Origin of the sequence: Pseudodesulfovibrio profundus (genome assembly GCF_900217235.1) — a bacterium.
GTDB classification, from domain to species: domain Bacteria; phylum Desulfobacterota; class Desulfovibrionia; order Desulfovibrionales; family Desulfovibrionaceae; genus Pseudodesulfovibrio; species Pseudodesulfovibrio profundus.
This window is the reverse complement of record NZ_LT907975.1, coordinates 1,631,555-1,650,845: the sequence shown is the minus strand read 5'-3', so window position 1 is coordinate 1,650,845 and position 19,291 is coordinate 1,631,555. Positions and strand designations below refer to the sequence as shown.

The window sequence follows — 19,291 nt, the reverse complement described above, 5'->3', positions numbered from 1 at the left end:
TCTTTTAGCTATTGTGTCTCTTCCTGATTCTCGATGTCACCCTGCTGCTCCATTTCCTGGCTCTGGGTTCTGGCCTGCTGTTGGTCCCGTGTCTGCACAGTGTCGCCCCAGTGACCAACCAAACTAGCTTCTTCTTCAGGATCGATAGAGGTCAGATCTTGGACGCTGCCCGCCTTGACACCGCCAGTAGTGCTTCCACCCTGACTTGCCTTTGTGGAACCTCCATTCTGAGATCCTCCACCACCGTGGCTTGCGTCGGGGCCATTACTGCCGTCAGGACCGCCACCATTGCCACCGCCGCCGCCATTGCCGCCGCCACCGCCTCCGCCGCCGCCATTGCCGCCGCCACCGCCTCCATTGCCGCCGCCACCGCCACCGCCATTGCCGCCGCCACCGCCTCCGCCGCCGCCACCGCCACCGCCATTGCCAGCAAAGGCTACGGATGCGGAGAACGTTTGGGTATCAGGGCTAAATCCGTATGGCATGGATACCATTGCAAGCATCATTATGCCCGACAACAATATTGCCAAAGCGCGTTGGAGCATTCCGTTGGAACTAGTTTCTGTGATTTGTGTGATCTGCAACATGTCAATCTCCTTTGGTCGGTGTATTGGTGTGTCTTCACTCTGACAACGTTTGAGGAGGTCGTTTTTATCCGGCCAGGATTGTTTTTTCACAGAAAAGCAGATTTGGCTGTAGTCAAATTTGCTTGGCGCGTCTCATTTTTCCAAAAGATCTTACTCTTTATGATATTTATGGTGAGCAATAAATGAGTTCGACCAACGGGTAGGCTCGGCAACACCTTTTGTATAGAGGTAATGTGATGTCCACGCTTCCTTACGATTTGAGACCTCTGCGCATCCCCTTTTCGCGTCCGTGCCTTGCGCTCCGCACCCAATTTGATGTTCTGACCGCACCCCAGCTTGGGCTCATTCCCGGCCTTTTCCTGCCATTTCTGGCCGAAATGCCGGATTTTGGACGCACCTCTCCCTTCAGGCTCGCGCCAGTCGAACAGCTTTTTTCAAATTGAACGCCATGGCGAGGATGTGGAACTCTCCCTCCACCTTCTCACGACCCACGTATCGGGACCGAAAGAATGCGTAGCCACGTTTGAGTGTGCCGAAGGCCCGCTCGACTATTTGCCGAATGCTGCTGATGTCACGGTTGCGGGTCTTTTCGAAGTCTGTCAGCCTGCCGCCACGAGGCGTCTTGTCCATGGTTCCGTCCTCCAAATCGCGATCAAACAGAATGTCCCGGTTCTTCCCGCTGCAATAGCCCTTGTCCGCATAAACCCGTGCGCCGGGATCAAGGCCGACGCCATTCACGAGCCGCTCGAATTCGCCCGTGTCCGAATGGTTCGCGGGAGTGATGTGACCACAGAGCAGAAACCCGTCTCGACTGTCCGTCGCGGCATGGAGCTTGTAGCCGTAATAGGCCCGATTTCTCTTGCGGAGCCAGGCCGCCTCCTCGTCATCCGAATAGCTGACCCGGCAGTCCACCGGCCCATCCTGTTCTTCGGCGTCCTCGGAACGGTCCTCAGGCATCACGTCGATAACCTTGCGCGGCCGCCGCTGCGACTCGACTACCGAGGCGTCCACCACGGCTCCCTCACGGACAAGAAGCCCTTGTCCTTCAAGCTGGCGGTTAAGCATGTCGAGCAAGGAGTCCAGCACCTTCAGGCGGATCAAACCGTTACGGAAACGGCATATGGTGGTCTCGTCCGGCACGTCGTCCTCGATGGAAAAACCGGTAAATCTGACAAAGGAGAGCCGGTCGAGCAGCGCCTGCTCCACGCCCGGATCACTCAGGTTGTACCAACGCTGCAAGAGCAGAATCTTGAACATCGCCAGAGGCGGATAGGCGGGATTGCCCACGGCGTTGGCCTTGCGCCTGATCTTCTTGCACAGAAAGGCGTTGATGGGCTGCCAGTCGATGAGTTCGTTGATCTCATCCAGAAATGTGGTCTTGGTTCTGCGGTGCCCCAGGAAGTAATCACCCAACCGAGGTCCTTTCTGCCGAATAGCCATGCCTTCCTCCTTTGGATGGAGAAATAATAGCATAATAAATCAAATAGTTAAAGAGTAAAAGTGTGGGATTTGCCGTGCAGAGGTCTCCATGAAGGAGATGAAGGCAGGGGCAGACTTGTCGATGTCACCAAAGGTGCAGAACATGCCTTCAACAGCACCCTTGGCGATGTCGATGATCTGCGGATGGTAAACGGCGTCCTGTCCCATGAGGGCTGCATCGATGCCGAGGCGCTTGGCCTGAATGACCATCAGAGCGCCGGTGGAGGAGTTCTGCAGGGAGATGTAGAAGATGTCGGGGTTGGCGGTCTTGACCTTGGTCAGGATGGCGGAGAAGTCCTTGTCGCCCTGGTTGATGTGGTCGTGACCGAGAACATTCATGCCTGCTTCCTTGGCAGCAGCGGCCACGCCGTCAGCGATGCCCTGGGAGTAGGTGGTCTTGTCATCAACGATGTAGATGGACTTGTAGCCCTGGACTTCGGTCATGAAGCGGACAGCGGCCGGAGCCTGATGGTCGTCACGTCCGCAAGTGCGGAACATGTTTTTCAGGCCTCGGCTGGTGACATCCGGGTGGGTGGATGCCGGGGTCAGCATGAAAATATCTTCTTCCGCCAGCGTTTCCGAGGAAGGGATGGTGGAGGAGGAGCAGTAGGCACCGATAACGGCCAGAACCTCTTCGTTGATCAGCTTGTTGGCGGATGCAACAGCCTGACGCGGGTCACAAACGGTGTCGCCGGGAGTCAGAGTGATGTCGTCAAAGCCCGGAACGCCGCCTTCGGCTTTCATGACCTCGATGGCAACACGGACGCCGTTGGCAATGTCGTTGCCGTCAGCAGCGTACGGACCGGTCAGGGGACCCATGGAACCCAGTTTCAGGGTACCGGCAAATGCGGTTGTTGCGGCCAGCACCATGATGCAGGCCATGAAAAGAATGCGTTTCATACTCTCTCCCTTTCGTTTCGGTTCAGCCAGTTCTCTCTTCTACTGGCCCAAATATGCCTCAATCACGTCGGGGTTGTTCTGAATTTCTTCAGGCAATCCCTTGGCGATCATTACACCGTGGTCAAGAACGACGATGCGGTTGCAGATACCCATGACGACTTTCATGTCGTGTTCGACCATGAGAACATTGATTCCCAGGTCGGTGATATGGCCGATGGATTCCATGAGCTGCATGGATTCGGAGGGGTTCAGCCCCGCGGCCGGTTCGTCGAGAAGGATGGTCTTGGGCTCGCTGGCAAGTGCGCGGGCGATTTCCAGTCGGCGCTGATGGCCGTAGGGCAGATTGGCCGCCACTTCATTGCGATAGTCGCCAAGGCCCATGAATTCGAGGGCGTTTCGTGATTTCTCGCGGATACGTTCCTCTTCACGTTTTTGGGACGGGCTGCGAAGGATGGCGCCAATAACGCCTGTCTTGGATCGGCTGTGCTGGGCCACCATGCAGTTCTCCAGCGCGGTCATGTTCTGGAACAGGCGAATGTTCTGGAATGTCCGGGCGATACCCATGGACAGTACTTGATAAGGGCGCAGGCCGGTTATGCGTTTTCCGTCATAGGTGGCAGTGCCGGACGATGCGGTATAGACACCGGTGATAACGTTGAAAATTGTAGTTTTGCCTGCTCCGTTGGGGCCGATCAGACCGACAACCTCCCCCTCGGACAGGGAGAACGATACATCGGTTAACGCCTGCAGTCCGCCGAAGCGGACACAAATGTCTTCTAGTACAAGGTTAGCCATAACTGCTCTATATTATTATATTTCGTTGTGAGCCTTCTCTCCCGTAAAACACAATAACTCAATCTCAACAGGTTGAAATGTGGGAGTTTTTTAGAGAAGGACGCTATTTATTACATCATTTACAAATTAATGTCTATTTTGCACAAAGAATGTTGATCTGCTGACGATAATTGTCAAAAAAACTGATTTGGCCGAACAAAATTTTTTTATCACAATTCATATCCATCGATAGCTTGCAACAATCGGCGTCAAACCGTATTCACATGGGTGTAGGATATGTAAACACGGTATTTTCTTCGTCGAAATCCTCATAATGGCGGTTTTTCCTGACCGGATTGGTCGGGCTGCCTGTTTTGTCGATTGTCACAGAGCGTGTTTGCTAATTATGTTAATCTACCTCCAATCTAGTAAACGTAGGAGAATATTATGTCGAAAACCGTACTCATCACCGGAGCGACTGCCGGTTTTGGTAAAGCCATGGCCGAGCGGTATGCTGCCGAAGGATGGAAAATAATCGTCACCGGTCGGCGGCAGGAGCGTCTTGATGAGCTGAAGACCACCCTTGCTCCGGCATCCGTGCACACCATCTGCTTCGATGTTCGCGACAAGCAGGCCGTGGACAATGCCATTGATTCGCTGCCCGAAGAGTTTCGCGAGATCGACGTGCTGGTGAACAACGCCGGTCTGGCGCTGGGTGTTGAGCCTGCCTACAAGTGCGACCTTGATGAGTGGGAGTGCATGATCGACACCAACATCAAGGGACTGCTCTACATGACCAAGGCGGTTCTTGCCGGTATGGTCGAGCGTGACAGGGGGCATGTGGTCAATCTGGGGTCCGTTGCCGGGACCTATCCGTATCCCGGCGGCAACACCTATGGCGCGACCAAGGCCTTTGTGAAGCAGTTCTCCCTCAACCTGCTGGCCGATCTCCTCGGCACCAAGCTCCGCGTGACCAACATCGAGCCGGGTCTGTGTGAGAGTGAGTTCTCGGTCGTTCGTTTCCGGGGTGACAAATCCAAGGCGGACGATGTGTATGCCGGGACCGAACCCATCCGTCCTGAAGATATCGCCGAGATCATCTATTGGGTGACGTCGCTGCCGCCGCACGTCAATATCAACTCACTTGAAGTGATGCCGGTTGATCAGGCGTTCTCGCCATTCGCCATCAATCGCGCCAAGTAGTACACAACAAAGGCCGCTCCAAACGGGGCGGCCTATTCATTTATATATTGAGACGAATCCTCCCCGCGACGTCAAAATAAAAGAGACTCCCCCGGAGGAGAGCCTCTTTCCCGACCAATCCATTCTATTGGGTTGGTTGTGGCAACAAATCTTTAGTCTGCCAGTTTCTTCATCAGCCAGGCCATGTTCTTGCCCAGATATTCCATGGTCTCCATGCCTTCGACATCGTTGAGCACATCGCCCTTGTCCAGTCCGCGTCCGGTGTTCCAGTAGCGTGAGCCGGGAACGATCATCTGCTCGATGAAGAAGAAGGTGTTCAGCGCATTGAAGACCTGCATGGCGCCGCCACGACGATTTGCCACGACAGCAGCGCCGACCTTGCGGGCGAACATGTCATCGTTGGCGCGACCGACCATACCGGCCCTGTCGATGAGCGCTTTCATCTCCGGGGTGACGTTGGCGAAATAGGTAGGTGAAGCGAGGATGATTCCGTCCGCTTCATCCATGGCCTCGATACAGTCGTTCATGTAGTCATTGGCCACGGCGCATTTGCGGTTCTTATTGTCGAAACACTTGTAGCAGGCGATGCAGCCACGCATGGTTTTCCCGGCCAGTTCGAGCATTTCCGTTTCAATGCCTTCGGCCTTGAGTTCAGTGAAAACACGATTGACCATGTCGGCGGTATTTCCGCCTTTGCGAGCGGAACCATTGATTGCCAGTACTTTCATGTTGTCCCCCTAAAAGGTGTTGTAGTGGATTCTGCTTTCATCAAAGCGGCTTGTGGATTTGACTTCCTGCGCGGGCCACCCCATGGGCACAAATCCCAGCGGGATGATGTGTTCCGGCATGTTGAACATGGTTTTGAACGCGCTCATGCGATCTTCCATGGGTGTAATCCCGGTCCAGACGGCTCCAAGTCCCTTGCCGTGGGCTGCGAGCAGCAGGTTCTGCATGGCGGCAGAGCAGTCCTGCACCCAGTAGCCCGCAAATTTTTCTTTGCTCAGGTCGCCGCAAACAATGATGCCGACCTGTGCCTTCGTGACCATCTTGAGATACGGATGAAGGTCAGCCATGGCATCCAGCCGTTCCCGTTCGGTCACGACCACAAACTGCCAGGGCTGCGCGTTTCCGGCGCTGGGCGCCATCATTGCCGCATCGAGAATCTCTTTTATCATCTCGTCTGGAACCGGTTCATCCGTATATTTCCGAATGCTCCGTCGAGTATGTATGGCTTGCATTAGTTCCAATTTCAGCCTCCTTGGTGTCGGTTTGCAGTTGTTTACCGTGAGAATGTTTTCTGCTAACAGTAACAAAAGGTCAAGTACGCACGTTAAAGTGCTATAGTTACCAAAAAGAAACCATAGGCAGCCTGTCCGGCACCATAACATGGATTCAGGTTGTGCCAGCATACCATAAAGAGGTGGAGAATGGGCAATGAGTGTCAGTTGAAAATTTGTGGCGACAAGAAATATTATTGCAGCATGGAGCTGACGTTGCAGGTCATCGGCGGCAAGTGGAAGCCGATCATTTTGTACAAGCTGGGCCAGGAAGGGGTGCTGCGGTTCAGCGAGATCAAACGGGCCATCCCGAACATTACGCAAAAAATGCTGACACAGCAGCTGCGAGAGCTGGAAACCGACGGGCTGGTACATCGGGAAGTATACCCCCAGGTTCCTCCCAAGGTCGAGTATTCATTGACTGATTTGGGCAAGAGCGTCATGCCGATCATGGGCTCACTCTGTGAATGGGGTAAGCAGTTTGAGAAGTGGCATACCGAGCAGCAGACATCGGCAGAAGCAGTATAGCCATTACTATTTCGAAAAATACTTGGTTTACTCTATGCACTTGGGCTAGTTTCAATATCCTATGGAAAACGAGGTTGCTATGAGTGAACAAGTTTCGGCTGACAGTGAGACTCGATCTCTGCATGCGCTCCGGGTTGATCTCCGCAAGCGTCTGGATTCCCTTGCCGCCATTTTTGGCGATGAGCATGCTGCTGTTTCGGCTGTTATGAATGATCTTGTTCAGTATCATGATCAATTGGAAAAGCGGGAGCGGAGCCTGCAATCCACCCTTGCCAACCTTCTGGAAGACATGTCCCAAACCAGCCGGACACTGAACGAAACCGGCAACCGGCTTGATGCCATCCTGCACGCGGCAAAGGGGCTGGCTCTGGTTATCGTGGGCAATGAGGAAGGCAATCCCATCCTCGAATTCAGCCGTGGAGCCGAAGAAATCTTCGGGTACGAGCGTTCCGAGATACTGGGCCATTCCATAGACCGTCTGTACCCGGTAGAGGTTGCCAATGTGTGCGCCCTGGAAGATCATTCCAGTATCCGTACGCGTATGATCCGAAAAAGCGGGGAAGAATTCCCGGCCATGCATTCATGCTATCCGTTGCATGATTCGGGGGGGAACCATGTCAATTCACTTATCATCGTGATGGATAACTCCCGTCACGAAATGACCCAGAAGTTGATACGGGAATCCAACGAGCGGTATATGGCCCTGGCTCTGGCCGCCCCTGTTTCCATCCTCACCTTTGATCACGAAGGTACCATTACTTTTGTCAACGACTGGCATATGCGGATGGTGGATCGCGGGACCACCCATGAATATTTCCTTGGCAAGAAGGTTTTCGACCTGCCTCCTGTCATTTATTCCGGCACTTCAAAAAAGCTGCGCACGGTCATGGACGGCAAGCCGGTCCATATGGAGGATGTGCATGTTCCTGCTTACGGCGATAAAAAGGGCGGCTGGTATAATGTCCGTTTGTCTCCTCTGGTAAAGGAAGGCACATTTTCCGGCGGCATCCTGATCCTTGAGGACGTCACACGGCGCAAGCGAACCGAGCTTGAACTCAAGATGCTGATCGACAATTCACCCATCCCGCTACTCAAGGTGGAGCCAACGGAAAACGGTGGCATTATCCGATCGCTCAATCCTGTGGCTGCTGCGATGTTTGGGCGACAGGCATTGAACAGCCCTATCGAAAAGTACCTGAAGGTGATTGTGGATGAGGGCGAACTGCCGGAAAAGAATCATGGTGAGCGGTGCGAAGTGCAGACCAAGTCCGGAGTGCGTCAGGTCATCAGAACGACACACCATCCCGGTGGGCGCTTCGAGGTGCAGGCAATCATGGATGTTACCGTCCTGATAGAGGCCAAAGAAGCCGCAGAGGACGCCAGCCGGGCCAAATCCGATTTTATCGCCAACATAAGCCATGAGATTCGCACTCCGCTCAATGTCCTGCTTGGCATGCTGCAGCTTTTCAGCGAAGAGGACCTGAGTGATGAACTGGTGGAGATGGTGGAACACGCCACCGGAGCAGCCAATTCACTTCTGGCCCTGCTCAATGATATCCTCGATTTTACCGTGGTCGAGGCGCGGGCCATTGCCCTGGATGTGCAGGAGTTCAATCTGCGGGAAGTGATCAAGCTGTTGATCACGCCGTATGCGCTGGAAGGTGCGGCAAAGGGAGTGGACCTGCAGTATGCCATTGCCGAAGACGTTCCCCCTCTTCTGTGCGCCGACGTCCGGCGGCTTCGTCAGATTCTTTTCCATGTCATCAGTAACGGCGTTAAGTTCACAGACGAGGGCCGAGTATTGGTCGAGGCGGTGTGGGAACAGGAAGGCGACAGCCAGGGCAGTATCCATATCACTGTGAGCGATACGGGCATCGGCATGAGTCAGGAGCAGATGGAACATATCTTCGAGCCCTTCCGTCAGGGCGATGGCTCACGTAACAGACGTCATGGTGGGACAGGGATCGGATTGGCCATAGTATCGGAATTTGTCCGGGCCATGGGCGGCAGTCTGACCGTTGAATCACGGCTCGGCAAAGGGTCCCAGTTCAAGATCGAAGTGAAGGCCTCGTTACCCCCCTGCTGATCCTCTGTCGGGTATTGCGCAAACCCGTATTGATAATGCTAACTTCTTTTGCTTCCGTTGGCGTCTTCGTGTACACTCCGTCAACGGTAAAAAAGGGGTACCTATGTCCGTAGATCAATTCGATATCTTTCTGACCGAGGTCAAGGCGGGATGGTTGGAATGCCGCATTGTCCACAATGGCTCTCATTACGATCTCAGCGTGAACAGCACCTTTTCCGAACCGCTTAAGGATTTATTCCTGTGCCTGTGCGATGTGCACACTCTGGACGCACCCACGGACATGCAGGAGGACTACCGGCATATCGAGTTTGAGTGGGGTGGCGAGGGGTGGCTCTACTACTGGACCGTGACCCCAAAGCCTGACGGGATGCTGGATATAGCCGTTGAATTCAAGGGTAAACGAGAAGTCGGCGGGGTCGAGCACCCTGTTTGGAAAATCCAGTCTGTGGTGGCCTGGGAAGACCTGTCGCGCCAATTATTCACGCAGGCATCCGAGATGCTCTGGATGTATGGGTTTTCCGGCTACTATGATCGTTGGGCCAAGGAATTCCCGGTCGGGCAGATGATGCGACTCGGCCACCTGTTGCATGATCAGTCAGTTGATACCAACGATTTGTCCCGGGAACTCGGGTATCTGGCAGAGACCCGCTAATATCGCCAGGGCTCGCAGGGTTGGCTGTGGATGGCTGTTCTTTGGCAATTGGCTCTGCCCTGCCTCTCTACCTGCCGTAATGGAAACCCATCCTTTCAGTAAACGGCACGATGCGGCTCAAGCTGGCCATACGGTCCAGATTCGCTTCTTCAATGAAGACAATTTTCCCTTTTTAGATGCAGATGCAATGGTGTCATGAACCCTGTTTGTCACATTTCTAATAGATAAATTTTGATAATCTGGTGCAGTATAGCTCGTAAGGTCGGTGGTTTGACAAGGTGTTGAAATAAAGAAATCAACATTGCTTTGTAATTATGAACAAACAAATTCTACTCAAGATACTATTCATCATCATCTCATTTACGCTGCTGGACAGTGTGATACAGTATCAGCTTGTTCAAAATCATAAAAAAACACAGATAGTTGATGTAACCCAGGAGCTGTCGACCCTTCGGGCGAAGATAGAAAAGGAAGTTACATCCAACCTGCTGATCATTGAAGGAACGGCGAATTTCGTCAGCATGGTTCCCGATATTGGGCAGGAGCTTTTCAGTCGGTACTCGAAAGAGGCGCTGAGTGAAAGCTCCATCCTGAGGAACATGACCGCTGCTCCGGATTTCGTCATGAAATTCGTATATCCTCTGGAAGGCAACAGGCAGATATTGGGATTGAATTATCGCAAACTGAAAGGCCAGTGGGAACAGGCGTTTGCAGCCAAGGAGTCTGGCGAAATGGTTGTTGCCGGTCCAGTCAATCTGGTCCAGGGAGGGCTGGGGCTCATTGGACGGGCGCCGGTGTTTGTGGATCGTAATGGCGAAAAGGATTTCTGGGGTATAGTTTCATCCGTTATCGATATGGATAAACTCCTTCAGGCTGTCGGGCTTGATTCCACAGATTTGAATATCGGGATTCGGGGCAAGGACGGTAAAGGATGGGAAGGAGATATCTTTTACGGTGACCCGGTATTGTTTGACGGCGATACCTCTGTGCGGATGATCGTTAATATCCCTGCCGGGTCATGGATCATAGTAGCTACCCCTAAAGGGGGATGGTCATCCTCCTCGGAATATTCGTTGTACGTGCATGCTGCCATAGTGATACTGGCCCTCGGCATGTCTTTGGGGGCATACCGTAACAGCAGGCACAACGCGATTATCCGTCAAACACAAGACAGCCTTAATCAGGCTCAGGCCATCGCACACCTCGGTAGTTGGCGTTTTGATCACACCACAGGAGCCGTCTGGTGGTCGGAAGAAACGTATCGGATTTTCGGTGTTTCCAAGGAGACCTTCACTCCCTCTTTTGAAGGCTTTCTGAGTATGGTTCTTCCCGAAGACAGGGCGAAGTTTCTTGAGGCCTTTCAACCATCTGTGGAGGGCTGCTGCGGCTATTCAATGGATCATAGGATCATGCGGCCGGATGGCGAGATACGGCATATTCAGGACAGGGGCGAAACAACCTGCAAACCTGGCGGATCTCTTCCGCATATCTCCATGGGAACGGTTCAGGATATCACGGAGCGGAAGCGGGCCGAGGAAGCGCTGCAGGCAAGTGAAGAGCGAATGCGAGCCATGGCCGAAGCGTCTTACGATGCCCTTATCGTGGTCGACTCAAGTGATGTTATCAGTTTTTGGAGCCCCGCGGCCGAGCAGATGTTCGGCTGGAGCAGGGACGAAGCCATTGGTCAGAAGATGCACAAGCTGATCAGTCCGAAGCGGTACCAGAAACAGGCTTTTGAGGGGCTTGAGCGATTCGGGGGAGATGGCACAGGGCCCATTATCGGGACGGTGCAGGAGATGACCGCTGTTCGTAGAAATGGTGAAGAATTTCCGGTTGAACGCTCTGTCAGTGCTTTCAAGCTTGGTAATTCGTACATGGCAGTGGGCAGCCTGCGCGATATTTCCGATCGGAAAAAGATAGAGTCGGAGCTGAAGAAGTACGCGGATCGCCTGACGCTGGCTTCAAAAGCAGGTGGCATTGGAGTCTGGGAGTTGAATGTACAGACCAATGCACTCCATTGGGATTCGCAGATGTTTCGCCTGTACGGAGTGCAGCCCGGAGAATTCAGCGGGTTGTACGAGGCATGGCGCAGTCGGGTGCATTCCGAAGACCTGGAGCAGGCCGAGGGGTCGTTGCAGCATGCGATACTGACGCAGGCTCTCTGGGATTGGGAGTTCCGTGTAGTCTGGCCCAACAAGGAAGTCCGACACATTAAGGCGGCAGCGCTGGTGCAGGCCGATAGCAATAATCGCCCGGAATACCTGATTGGTGTCAATTGGGGTGTGACCATGGCCCGCAAACAGGAGGAACAGCTCCGATTGCTGGCTACCACCGACGACATGACCAAGCTCCTGAACCGCCGCCGATTCATGGAAATGGTCGAACGGGAATTTCAGCGCAGCAGTCGGTATGGCAATCCGTTTTCCTTCATCATGTTTGATGTGGATAAATTCAAAAACATCAATGACACATACGGCCACGATGTAGGCGATATGGTGCTCAAAAGCATAGCCTCAACAGCCAGGACCATGGTGCGTGATGTTGATATCCTTGGTCGGATCGGAGGCGAAGAGTTCGCTGTGGGGCTTCCTGAGACAGACATGAGCGGAGCGGAACTCCTGGCGGAAAAGCTGCGGGTTGCCATGGAGAACAAGGAAGTCGTTCTTGGCGACGGTACGGTGATCTCATTCACCATAAGCCTTGGCGTTGCCACTCTTGATGCTTCATGCAGTGAGGTCAACATGCTGATGAAGCATGCAGATATCGCTCTGTATCAGGCAAAGGAAAACGGCCGGAACAGGGTAGAGATGTACGAGCCGGATAAGAGCTGAACCACGAGCAGTACTTGACTCGATGATGAACGGGCCTCGACCCCAGTCGCGTCAGCTTCCACCACCCATCCCTTCACAACATTGAATGATTTTTGCGGCGCCCTTTATGGCGTTTGGCACTATTGCCTGCCAGACAATCGAGTCAGAAGGCGCTCGATGGTGGCGTCCAGCTCGTTCTGTTCGGGCAGATTCAGCACGGAGGAGTCGGTCATCTGCCGGGACAGCAATCCCTCGATGGGCGGTATGGTCAGTGACCACTCCGGCAGTCCGTCCAGCTCGGGTGGGGTTCCGCCGTTGTAGCGGTTGATGACCAGTGCCTGATTGGTCAGGCCGAGGTCCGAGGCCATGCGCCCCACCTCAGCCCCTGTGTGCAGGCTGCGCATGGACGGTTCGCTGACCACGACGAGTCCGTCCACATGGGAGACTGTGCCGCGTCCCAAGTGTTCAACCCCGGCTTCCAGATCAACCAGCACCCATTCGTCCCGGTCCATCACGATATGCGCCAGCATGGCCTTGAGCAATGCATTGGCGTCGCATGCACAGCCGCCTCCCGCATTGGTCACGGCACCCATGACAATCAACCGCTTTCGCCCGGGTTGTACCCCGTCTGCGGGTTCTCCACTGAGGGGGATATCCATGGCAAGAGTGTCGGGCAGGTCGTCCACATCGGGATTGAGGTTCAGAAATCCACCGGCGTGGATGCGATCACGGACAAGGTCTTCCCTGCATATGAGCGGTTCCGGCAGGGTCTCAGGCGCAACACCTGAAGCCTGCCCCAGAGAAAGTGCGGTGTCAGCATCGATGAGCCACACATTTTTACCCTGTCGGGCGAGATAATCAGCAGTCCATGCGGCCAGGGACGTCTTGCCGACCCCGCCTTTGCCTGCAAAAGCTATTTTCATGGTCATTTCTCCAGCACAGTATGCAGTGATTGTCCGTGAGTTTTGTTCTCTGGTGATTGTGGATACCGCCAACTGGTAGGGGACCTCCCGCAGGAGGTCCCCCCAGCCGCCGTTTCGGGGAGGTGGCACCGAAACGGAGCGAATCCGGGCATCGCTACCTATTCACTCAATCCCAACCCTTTGCGTTTGGCTTTGATGCGTTCATCGAACATTTCCGCGGTTTTCACCGGATCGGGTTCGATGAAGAAGGTGGCGCCGACGAGGTCTTCAAGCCCTTCGACTGCGAGGTTGGTGACGGTTTCCGAACCGAGTATGTTCGGCGGATGCCCGAGATGCGTGTAGATGCCGGAAGCCACGGCGTACAAACCGATGGCTGCGGCCTTTTCGGAATACCATTCCGGGGAGGATGCGCCCACCGGAAGGTCCGAGATATCCACTCCGAGCGTGTCGGCCAGAGCGCCGCACAGTTGGAGAATACGTGAGTTGTCAACACAGGACCCGTAATGCAGGACCGGTGGAATACCGAGGGAACCGCAGACCTTCTTGAGCCCGGGACCGGCCATCTCGATGGCCTCGGGAACGAGCAGTCCGGCCTTGCCTGCTGCCGTGGTGACACAGCCGGTTGCCAGGACAAGGATGTCGCGTTTGATCAGCTCTTTGGCCAGCCCGACGTTCATGGAGTCCTGTTTGAACTTCGGGTTGTTGCAGCCGACAATGCCCACGGCACCGCGGATGTCGCCATTGGCGATGGCCTGAACCAGCGGGTCAAGTGAGCCGCCAAGGGCTTCGATGACTGCTTCGTTGGAGAAGCCGGTCATGATGGAAACGGGCTCGCACGGAATGTCCACGCGCCCGGCATCACGTTCGGCAAAGCCTTCCACTGCCATGGAAACGATTTCCTTGGCCTGTTCCATTGCTGTCTTGGGCTGGAAGTCGATGTGGATGCCGCCGGTGAAGCGTGCCTTGTTGGCTGTGTCGATGAATTTGGTGTGGTAACAGCCGGCTATTGTCACCAGGCTGGGCATGATGCACTGGTAATCGACCACGATGGCTTCGACGGCACCGGTGAGGATCGCCAGTTCGGTCATCAGGTGGTTACCGGCCATGGGGATTCCCTGGCGCATGAGCAACTCGTTTCCGGTGCAGCACAGACCACCGACATTGATGCCTTCAGCGCCCAGTTCCTTGGCCCGGGCCACCAGCTCGGGATCGCGGGCTGCGGCCAGGATCATTTCGGAAACGACCGGATTGTGGCCGTGGACGAGCAGGTTGACCTGGTCTTCCTTGATGATACCGAGGTTGGCTGTCGACATTTTCGGCGTGGGTGTCCCGAAGATGACATCCGACAGTTCGGTGCCGATCATGGAGCCGCCCCAACCGTCGGCCAGTGCGGTACGGGCCGCGTGGATCATCGTGTTGGGAGCGTCGTTGTCACAGCCCATATGGGTGCGGTGCATCATCTCCGCGATTTCACGGTCAATGCCACGGGGGGTCATGTTCAGGCTGTCCCATTTGTCGCGGCGAACCTTGGGTGCGCGGGACAGGAAGGCGACTTCGGATTTGCGGGAACCGAAATCGCCGAAGAAACATTCCATGGCGTCTTCGGCCACGGCCATGATGTCGCGTCCTTCGGTTTCAATGCCGACTTCAGCGGCAATGCGTATCAGCTTGGCTTCATCGGTGATCTTGTAGTCCTTGGCCTCGCCTTCGACGATGGCTTCGAGCACTTCGATCAGGTCGCGGCCATGGTCCGAGTGTCCGGCTGCACCACCGGCGATGAAACGCCCGAAATTGCGTGCAACCACCACATCGGCATCCGCACCGCAAACGCCACGCGGCATCTTCTTGGAGATGCGGCACGGGCCCATGGTACAGTTGCGACAGGTGGTGCCGAGTTCACAGAATTTACAGTGGGGAGTCTGCATCTGCAGACGTTCGTGCACGGTTTCGATACCTTCTTCCCGTGCCTTCTTTATCATCGCTTTTGCGTCATCCCAGATGGTCAGATCATCAATGGGTTTTGGTTCCTTGGCCATACGTACCTCCAAATGCCTGGTTTAACAGGATCTTCTTACCGCAACGATCCGAAACGATCAGCGTCTTGACTCCAGTTTCTGACGGACCATACACGGAGTCTCTTACCTTATCTGTCGGATAGCCGACAAATGGAAAGAAAAAGATCATGATAATAACCAGACCGCCAAGCTGGGGTATTACGCATACGCAATAGTGCGTACGTTATGGCACGTATTGCACCTTGCGTCGAGCGTGTGCGAATGACGATGGTAAGCTGCCGATGCAGGCTTGGGCGATGGAGGGTGCTGTGGGTGGCTTGAAACCTGCCGCGTTTATTGTCCGGCTGCGGCTTCCAGTGCTGATAAATCCGGAATGTAATACCTGCCACGTCCCTCTTTTTCCATGAGACCCTGCCGGACTATTTCATTGAGCAGCGTGGAGATGGTCTGGCGACTGGCGCCCATGAGCTGGGCGAGTTGTTCCATGGTCAGTCCCAGAGAGATGTGGACACCGCCATTCTCTGACGGCGGAGCAGAACGGGCTTCGCTGAGGATATAGTCGATCAGTCGTTCATGGATATCCTTGAAGGCAAGGCCGCCGATGATGGAAAAGGAGTTGTGGAGGATGTTGCCCAGAACGCGAACCATGGTCCGTGTGAACATGGGGACACGATCCATGACGGTTTTGACCGAATGGACGTCCGCGACCAGCAGGGTGCAGTCGTCAAAGGCTTCGATGAAACAATCCGCATGGGTGGCGTAGAGGTCGCCGGGGTTGAGGATGGCCAGAGAAAATTCCTTGTCTTCATAGCCGAGATAAATACGCACCCGTCCGCTGCCGATCACGAAAACAAGGTTCTCCTGCTCATCAGGGGCATAGATGATCGTACCCTTGGGATAGGTCTTTTCATGGAATACGGCACGGAGGTCCGCCAGTTCCTCTTTTGCCAGTTCATCCAACAGGTTGATGCCGGAAAATTTCATTATGTTCTCCCCCGGTGTCCGCAGACACCCGTTTATATTGCTGCCTATCACGGGGTGGGGAGTTCGTCCAACAAATGCAATTTTCAAGATTCAGACACCAATGCTTGCTTTTTGTGTACACTTGCACGATATTGCAACGGTGAAGCAATATTTGATCATAATTTTTACCCTGTTGATGGCCGTCACCGCGTTTGCGCAGGAAGATGACCCCTGGGTTCCGCGAGAGGTGTGTGTGTTCGGCATGCCCTATGTCGGCCGGGCCGTGCAGCCGGGACAGGCCGGACTGTATACGGAGATTCTGCAGAGTGTGTACGAGGATGAGGGGATTGGTTTCAAACACAAATCCCTGCCGTATCCGCGTGCGCTGCAATCTGTGACTGACTCCAGGATTCAATGCACTCTGAGCGTCAGGGATCAATTCAATGACGTTGTTCAAGGGGCTGTGTCCCTGGCGCTGTACGATTTGGTAGCAGTCCATTTTCGTTCCACGGATTTTACCGGGGTTGATTCTCTTCGCGACAAACGCGTGGCCTATCTCAACGGGTTTGACTGGCAGGAATACATCACGGTGAAGATGTCCCCACAGGAAGTGTACGATCTCGGTTTTGCCTTCCAGATGTTGGACAGGGGGCATGTGGAATACATCATAGGTGACAAGGACCAACTGCTGGAAGCGTTGCCCCGGTCCGGTATCCAGCTCAGTGACCTACGCATTTCCCCCATCACCACACTTGAGGTCTGCCCCATATTCAGCCCTTCGGAGAGTGGTCGACGACTCAAGGAAGTCTATGACCGTCGCATGCAGGAGTTGGTGGATTCTGGTGCTCTGGATCACATTTATCAGAGGCATGGCGTCAATATTCGAGCCCTCCATGGCGCCTCAGTCACACTAGATTGATCATGAATGAATACAGCCGTATGGCGAAGTGGTACGATACCCTTGTCGGACCATCTCTTCGTCCTGTGCATGAGTCCATGGTACAGGTTGCCCTCAAGAGGGGCTGTCGATCTGCGGTGGATGTCTGTTGCGGTACGGGCATGCTTGCCGGAATGTGTTTTGAAGCGGGACTCCCCGTGATCGGCCTGGATCTTTCTCCCGACATGTTGGCTGTGGCCAGAAAAAAGCGCTCCGGTGTTCGTTTTCAGCAAGGGGACGCCACACGTTTGCCATTCGCCTCGGATGGTTTCGATGCCGGATTCATCAGCTTTGCCCTTCATGAAAAACCGCTTGATCAGGCAGAGCGTATTTTTGCGGAAACCTTGCGTATCGTCCGTCCCGGCGGGGTCGTTCTCATCGGTGACTACCGCCTACCATCCGTTGGCCGTTCACCTATGACGGGCCTGGTAGTAGCCATGGTCGAACGGTTGGCCGGTGCCGACCATCATGCCTGTTTCCGACAATACATGGATCGGGGCGGAACCACGTCTTTCCTCCATCGCTCGGGAGAACCGTTTGTCAGGAAACGGGTGTTCATGGGCGGATGGGCTGGCGTCTACGCTGTAACGGTCGAATAAAAAACGGACACGATGCAGGCATCGTGTCCGCTGACAGTCTGTGGGTTACTCCGCACATTCAACGCATAATTCGGTTTCCGGCATGGCTTTGAGGCGGGCCATGGGGATAAGGTCGTCGCATTCGATGCACCGCCCGAAATCTTCGTCTTCATCCACGCGTTTGAGCGCTTTTTCCAGGCTCATCAGACGGACCCGGGCCTTGGAAAGCTGTGCCTCGGCCACGGACTGGTTGACGATGTTGTCCATGCGGGAGATGCGGCCGATGGCATTGTCGGGGGCAACCGGTTCCAGCAGTTTCTCAAGGTGAGGAATCTCTTCCTTGATTTCCTTCATTTCCTCCTGCGCAAATGCCTTGAACTGCTTTTTTTGCGAATCATTCATGAGGACAGCCTCCGTAAACGGTTCATGGCATCTTCCAGTACCGGCATTTCCTTGGCAAAGCAGAAACGCGCCAGTGTTTCACCTTCCGGGCCGTGGAAAAAGGCGGAACCGGGGACGCAGGGCACGCCGGTCTGTTGCAGCAGGTACAGCGCCCGCTCCTTGGCTGTTTCACCGGGAAGCGACGATATATCGGCCAGCGTATAGTAGGCTCCTTCTGGAACATGCGGCGTCAGATCGATCTCCTTGAGCGTATTGCAAAAGAGATCACGCTTTTGTTGGTGGTCGTCGGATATGGCCTGATAGTAGTCAGGGCCGAGGGTAGCCAGTCCGTTGGCCGCGCCGATCTGGAGCGGGGCCGGAGCGCAGACATAGACCAGGTCACTGAAATGGCCGATGGGCAACGCCCATTCCGGGTCGCAGATGGCGTAGCCCAGTCGCCAGCCCGTGATGGAAAATACCTTGGAAAGCCCGGAGATGGTGATGGTCCGGCGTCCCATTCCCGGCAGGGTGGCCGGGGAAATGTGCTTGAGCCCGTCAAAAACAAAGTGTTCGTAAATTTCATCCGTAAAAACAAAGAGATCATGTGCTTCGGCGAAATCGGCAATGACCGACATCTCTTCACGGTTGAAGACCTTGCCCGCCGGATTGGACGGCGTGTTCAGGATGATGGCCCGTGTTCGACTGGTAACAGCGTCTTCAAGGGCTTTTGTGGTAAAAGACCAGTGAGGCGGCTCAAGGGTGACATACCTCGGCTTGATGCCCAGCGATGCCATGGTCACGATATGATAGCCGTAATATGGCTCAAACACGACGACCTCATCCCCTTCATCCAGCAGGGCGAGACATGCGGAGTAGAAGGCGCCAGTCGCACCGGCCGATACCACGACCTGTCCTTCGGGGTCGATGTCCAGCCCGGTGAAGCGGCCCTGCTTCTCGGCCACGGCCTTGCGCAGTTCCCAGCGCCCGTCAAAGCGGGTGTAGGTATTGATGCCGCGGTCCATGGCTTCCTGCGCGCCCTGCCTGACTGCATCCGGCACAGGCAGGTCACAGACCCCCTGCGCCAGATTGATGCCTTTGGCCTTGGCGCATTCGATGGACATGTTGCGAATTTCTGATTGGGCGACCAATGGACGTCGTTTGCTTACTTTCAATGACATGTTGCGTATTCTCGGGTATG

At 54.7% G+C, this 19,291-nt stretch carries 17 protein-coding genes and 1 pseudogene; 7 read left to right on the top strand and 11 right to left on the bottom strand.

Annotation, left to right across the window (positions count from 1 at the left end):
* Positions 1–8 precede the first annotated feature (8 nt).
* The 4 genes and pseudogenes from DPRO_RS20305 to DPRO_RS07905 form a co-directional block, all read right to left on the bottom strand.
* Entirely contained in the window at positions 9–587 is a 579-nt protein-coding gene (locus tag DPRO_RS20305) for a hypothetical protein (RefSeq protein ID WP_173806715.1), read from the bottom strand.
* A 405-nt stretch (positions 588–992) separates the two neighbouring features.
* Positions 993–2,060, bottom strand: coding sequence for an IS5 family transposase (locus DPRO_RS07915; protein WP_097010253.1), 1,068 nt, complete (start codon positions 2,058–2,060; stop codon positions 993–995).
* Between the two features lie 54 nt (positions 2,061–2,114).
* Positions 2,115–2,966 (bottom strand): annotated as a pseudogene (locus DPRO_RS07910) (branched-chain amino acid ABC transporter substrate-binding protein); the annotation flags it as partial.
* A gap of 39 nt (positions 2,967–3,005) precedes the next feature.
* Positions 3,006–3,761: an ABC transporter ATP-binding protein gene (locus DPRO_RS07905; RefSeq protein ID WP_097011558.1), complete on the bottom strand. Its 756-nt coding sequence runs from the start codon at positions 3,759–3,761 to the stop codon at positions 3,006–3,008.
* Positions 3,762–4,187: 426 nt separating this feature from the next.
* Here DPRO_RS07905 and DPRO_RS07900 point away from each other — a divergent pair, with 426 nt between their 5' ends.
* On the top strand, positions 4,188–4,943 hold the full coding sequence (locus tag DPRO_RS07900) for an SDR family oxidoreductase (protein WP_097011557.1): 756 nt from the start codon (positions 4,188–4,190) through the stop codon (positions 4,941–4,943).
* Between the two features lie 152 nt (positions 4,944–5,095).
* Here DPRO_RS07900 and DPRO_RS07895 read toward each other — a convergent pair whose 3' ends face one another.
* Both DPRO_RS07895 and DPRO_RS07890 read right to left on the bottom strand, forming a co-directional pair.
* Positions 5,096–5,671, bottom strand: a complete 576-nt coding sequence (locus DPRO_RS07895; protein WP_097011556.1) for a flavodoxin family protein — start codon at positions 5,669–5,671, stop codon at positions 5,096–5,098.
* 9 nt (positions 5,672–5,680) lie between these two features.
* Positions 5,681–6,190, bottom strand: coding sequence for a nitroreductase family protein (locus DPRO_RS07890; RefSeq protein ID WP_097011555.1), 510 nt, complete (start codon positions 6,188–6,190; stop codon positions 5,681–5,683).
* Between the two features lie 180 nt (positions 6,191–6,370).
* Between DPRO_RS07890 and DPRO_RS07885 the strand changes: the two genes are divergently transcribed.
* The 4 genes from DPRO_RS07885 (at position 6,371) to DPRO_RS07870 (ending at position 12,317) form a co-directional block, all read left to right on the top strand.
* Positions 6,371–6,748, top strand: coding sequence for a winged helix-turn-helix transcriptional regulator (locus DPRO_RS07885; RefSeq protein WP_097011554.1), 378 nt, complete (start codon positions 6,371–6,373; stop codon positions 6,746–6,748).
* A 79-nt stretch (positions 6,749–6,827) separates the two neighbouring features.
* Positions 6,828–8,834 carry a PAS domain-containing sensor histidine kinase gene (locus DPRO_RS07880; protein WP_162291159.1) on the top strand — a complete coding sequence of 669 codons (2,007 nt, stop codon included), beginning with the start codon at positions 6,828–6,830 and terminating at the stop codon, positions 8,832–8,834.
* Positions 8,835–8,937: 103 nt separating this feature from the next.
* Positions 8,938–9,486: a hypothetical protein gene (locus DPRO_RS07875; protein ID WP_097011552.1), complete on the top strand. Its 549-nt coding sequence runs from the start codon at positions 8,938–8,940 to the stop codon at positions 9,484–9,486.
* Between the two features lie 314 nt (positions 9,487–9,800).
* On the top strand, positions 9,801–12,317 hold the full coding sequence (locus DPRO_RS07870) for a diguanylate cyclase (protein ID WP_097011551.1): 2,517 nt from the start codon (positions 9,801–9,803) through the stop codon (positions 12,315–12,317).
* A gap of 119 nt (positions 12,318–12,436) precedes the next feature.
* Here the strand turns inward: DPRO_RS07870 and DPRO_RS07865 are convergent, their stop codons facing one another.
* The 3 genes from DPRO_RS07865 to DPRO_RS07855 form a co-directional block, all read right to left on the bottom strand.
* Positions 12,437–13,219 carry an ATP-binding protein gene (locus DPRO_RS07865; protein ID WP_097011550.1) on the bottom strand — a complete coding sequence of 261 codons (783 nt, stop codon included), beginning with the start codon at positions 13,217–13,219 and terminating at the stop codon, positions 12,437–12,439.
* Positions 13,220–13,377: 158 nt separating this feature from the next.
* The gene (cooS, locus tag DPRO_RS07860; protein ID WP_097011549.1) at positions 13,378–15,255 is read right to left on the bottom strand and encodes an anaerobic carbon-monoxide dehydrogenase catalytic subunit; all 1,878 of its coding nucleotides are present in this window, start codon (positions 15,253–15,255) and stop codon (positions 13,378–13,380) included.
* A gap of 312 nt (positions 15,256–15,567) precedes the next feature.
* A complete protein-coding gene (locus tag DPRO_RS07855) occupies positions 15,568–16,218 on the bottom strand; it encodes a Crp/Fnr family transcriptional regulator (protein WP_097011548.1) in 651 nt (216 codons plus the stop codon).
* A gap of 121 nt (positions 16,219–16,339) precedes the next feature.
* Here DPRO_RS07855 and DPRO_RS07850 point away from each other — a divergent pair, with 121 nt between their 5' ends.
* Positions 16,340–17,116 carry a substrate-binding periplasmic protein gene (locus tag DPRO_RS07850; RefSeq protein WP_157917398.1) on the top strand — a complete coding sequence of 259 codons (777 nt, stop codon included), beginning with the start codon at positions 16,340–16,342 and terminating at the stop codon, positions 17,114–17,116.
* Positions 17,117–17,118: 2 nt separating this feature from the next.
* Positions 17,119–17,733: a class I SAM-dependent methyltransferase gene (locus DPRO_RS07845; protein ID WP_097011547.1), complete on the top strand. Its 615-nt coding sequence runs from the start codon at positions 17,119–17,121 to the stop codon at positions 17,731–17,733.
* A gap of 45 nt (positions 17,734–17,778) precedes the next feature.
* Here the strand turns inward: DPRO_RS07845 and DPRO_RS07840 are convergent, their stop codons facing one another.
* Together DPRO_RS07840 and DPRO_RS07835 are read right to left on the bottom strand one after the other, a co-directional pair.
* Positions 17,779–18,114, bottom strand: coding sequence for a TraR/DksA family transcriptional regulator (locus DPRO_RS07840; RefSeq protein ID WP_097011546.1), 336 nt, complete (start codon positions 18,112–18,114; stop codon positions 17,779–17,781).
* Positions 18,111–19,271, bottom strand: coding sequence for a pyridoxal phosphate-dependent aminotransferase (locus DPRO_RS07835; RefSeq protein ID WP_097011545.1), 1,161 nt, complete (start codon positions 19,269–19,271; stop codon positions 18,111–18,113). The genes DPRO_RS07840 and DPRO_RS07835 overlap by 4 nt, the downstream gene beginning before the upstream one ends.
* Positions 19,272–19,291: the final 20 nt, after the last annotated feature.

Excerpts from the sequence above, each read along its gene's own strand:
- DPRO_RS20305 (WP_173806715.1), bottom strand. The coding sequence starts at position 587 with ATGTTGCAGATCACACAAATCACAGAAACTAGTTCCAACGGAATGCTC.
- DPRO_RS07915 (WP_097010253.1), bottom strand. The coding sequence starts at position 2,060 with ATGCTATTATTTCTCCATCCAAAGGAGGAAGGCATGGCTATTCGGCAG.
- DPRO_RS07905 (WP_097011558.1), bottom strand. The coding sequence starts at position 3,761 with ATGGCTAACCTTGTACTAGAAGACATTTGTGTCCGCTTCGGCGGACTG.
- DPRO_RS07900 (WP_097011557.1), top strand. The coding sequence starts at position 4,188 with ATGTCGAAAACCGTACTCATCACCGGAGCGACTGCCGGTTTTGGTAAA.
- DPRO_RS07895 (WP_097011556.1), bottom strand. The coding sequence starts at position 5,671 with ATGAAAGTACTGGCAATCAATGGTTCCGCTCGCAAAGGCGGAAATACC.
- DPRO_RS07885 (WP_097011554.1), top strand. The coding sequence starts at position 6,371 with ATGGGCAATGAGTGTCAGTTGAAAATTTGTGGCGACAAGAAATATTAT.
- DPRO_RS07880 (WP_162291159.1), top strand. The coding sequence starts at position 6,828 with ATGAGTGAACAAGTTTCGGCTGACAGTGAGACTCGATCTCTGCATGCG.
- DPRO_RS07875 (WP_097011552.1), top strand. The coding sequence starts at position 8,938 with ATGTCCGTAGATCAATTCGATATCTTTCTGACCGAGGTCAAGGCGGGA.
- DPRO_RS07870 (WP_097011551.1), top strand. The coding sequence starts at position 9,801 with ATGAACAAACAAATTCTACTCAAGATACTATTCATCATCATCTCATTT.
- DPRO_RS07865 (WP_097011550.1), bottom strand. The coding sequence starts at position 13,219 with ATGAAAATAGCTTTTGCAGGCAAAGGCGGGGTCGGCAAGACGTCCCTG.
- cooS (WP_097011549.1), bottom strand. The coding sequence starts at position 15,255 with ATGGCCAAGGAACCAAAACCCATTGATGATCTGACCATCTGGGATGAC.
- DPRO_RS07855 (WP_097011548.1), bottom strand. The coding sequence starts at position 16,218 with ATGAAATTTTCCGGCATCAACCTGTTGGATGAACTGGCAAAAGAGGAA.
- DPRO_RS07845 (WP_097011547.1), top strand. The coding sequence starts at position 17,119 with ATGAATGAATACAGCCGTATGGCGAAGTGGTACGATACCCTTGTCGGA.
- DPRO_RS07840 (WP_097011546.1), bottom strand. The coding sequence starts at position 18,114 with ATGAATGATTCGCAAAAAAAGCAGTTCAAGGCATTTGCGCAGGAGGAA.
- DPRO_RS07835 (WP_097011545.1), bottom strand. The coding sequence starts at position 19,271 with ATGTCATTGAAAGTAAGCAAACGACGTCCATTGGTCGCCCAATCAGAA.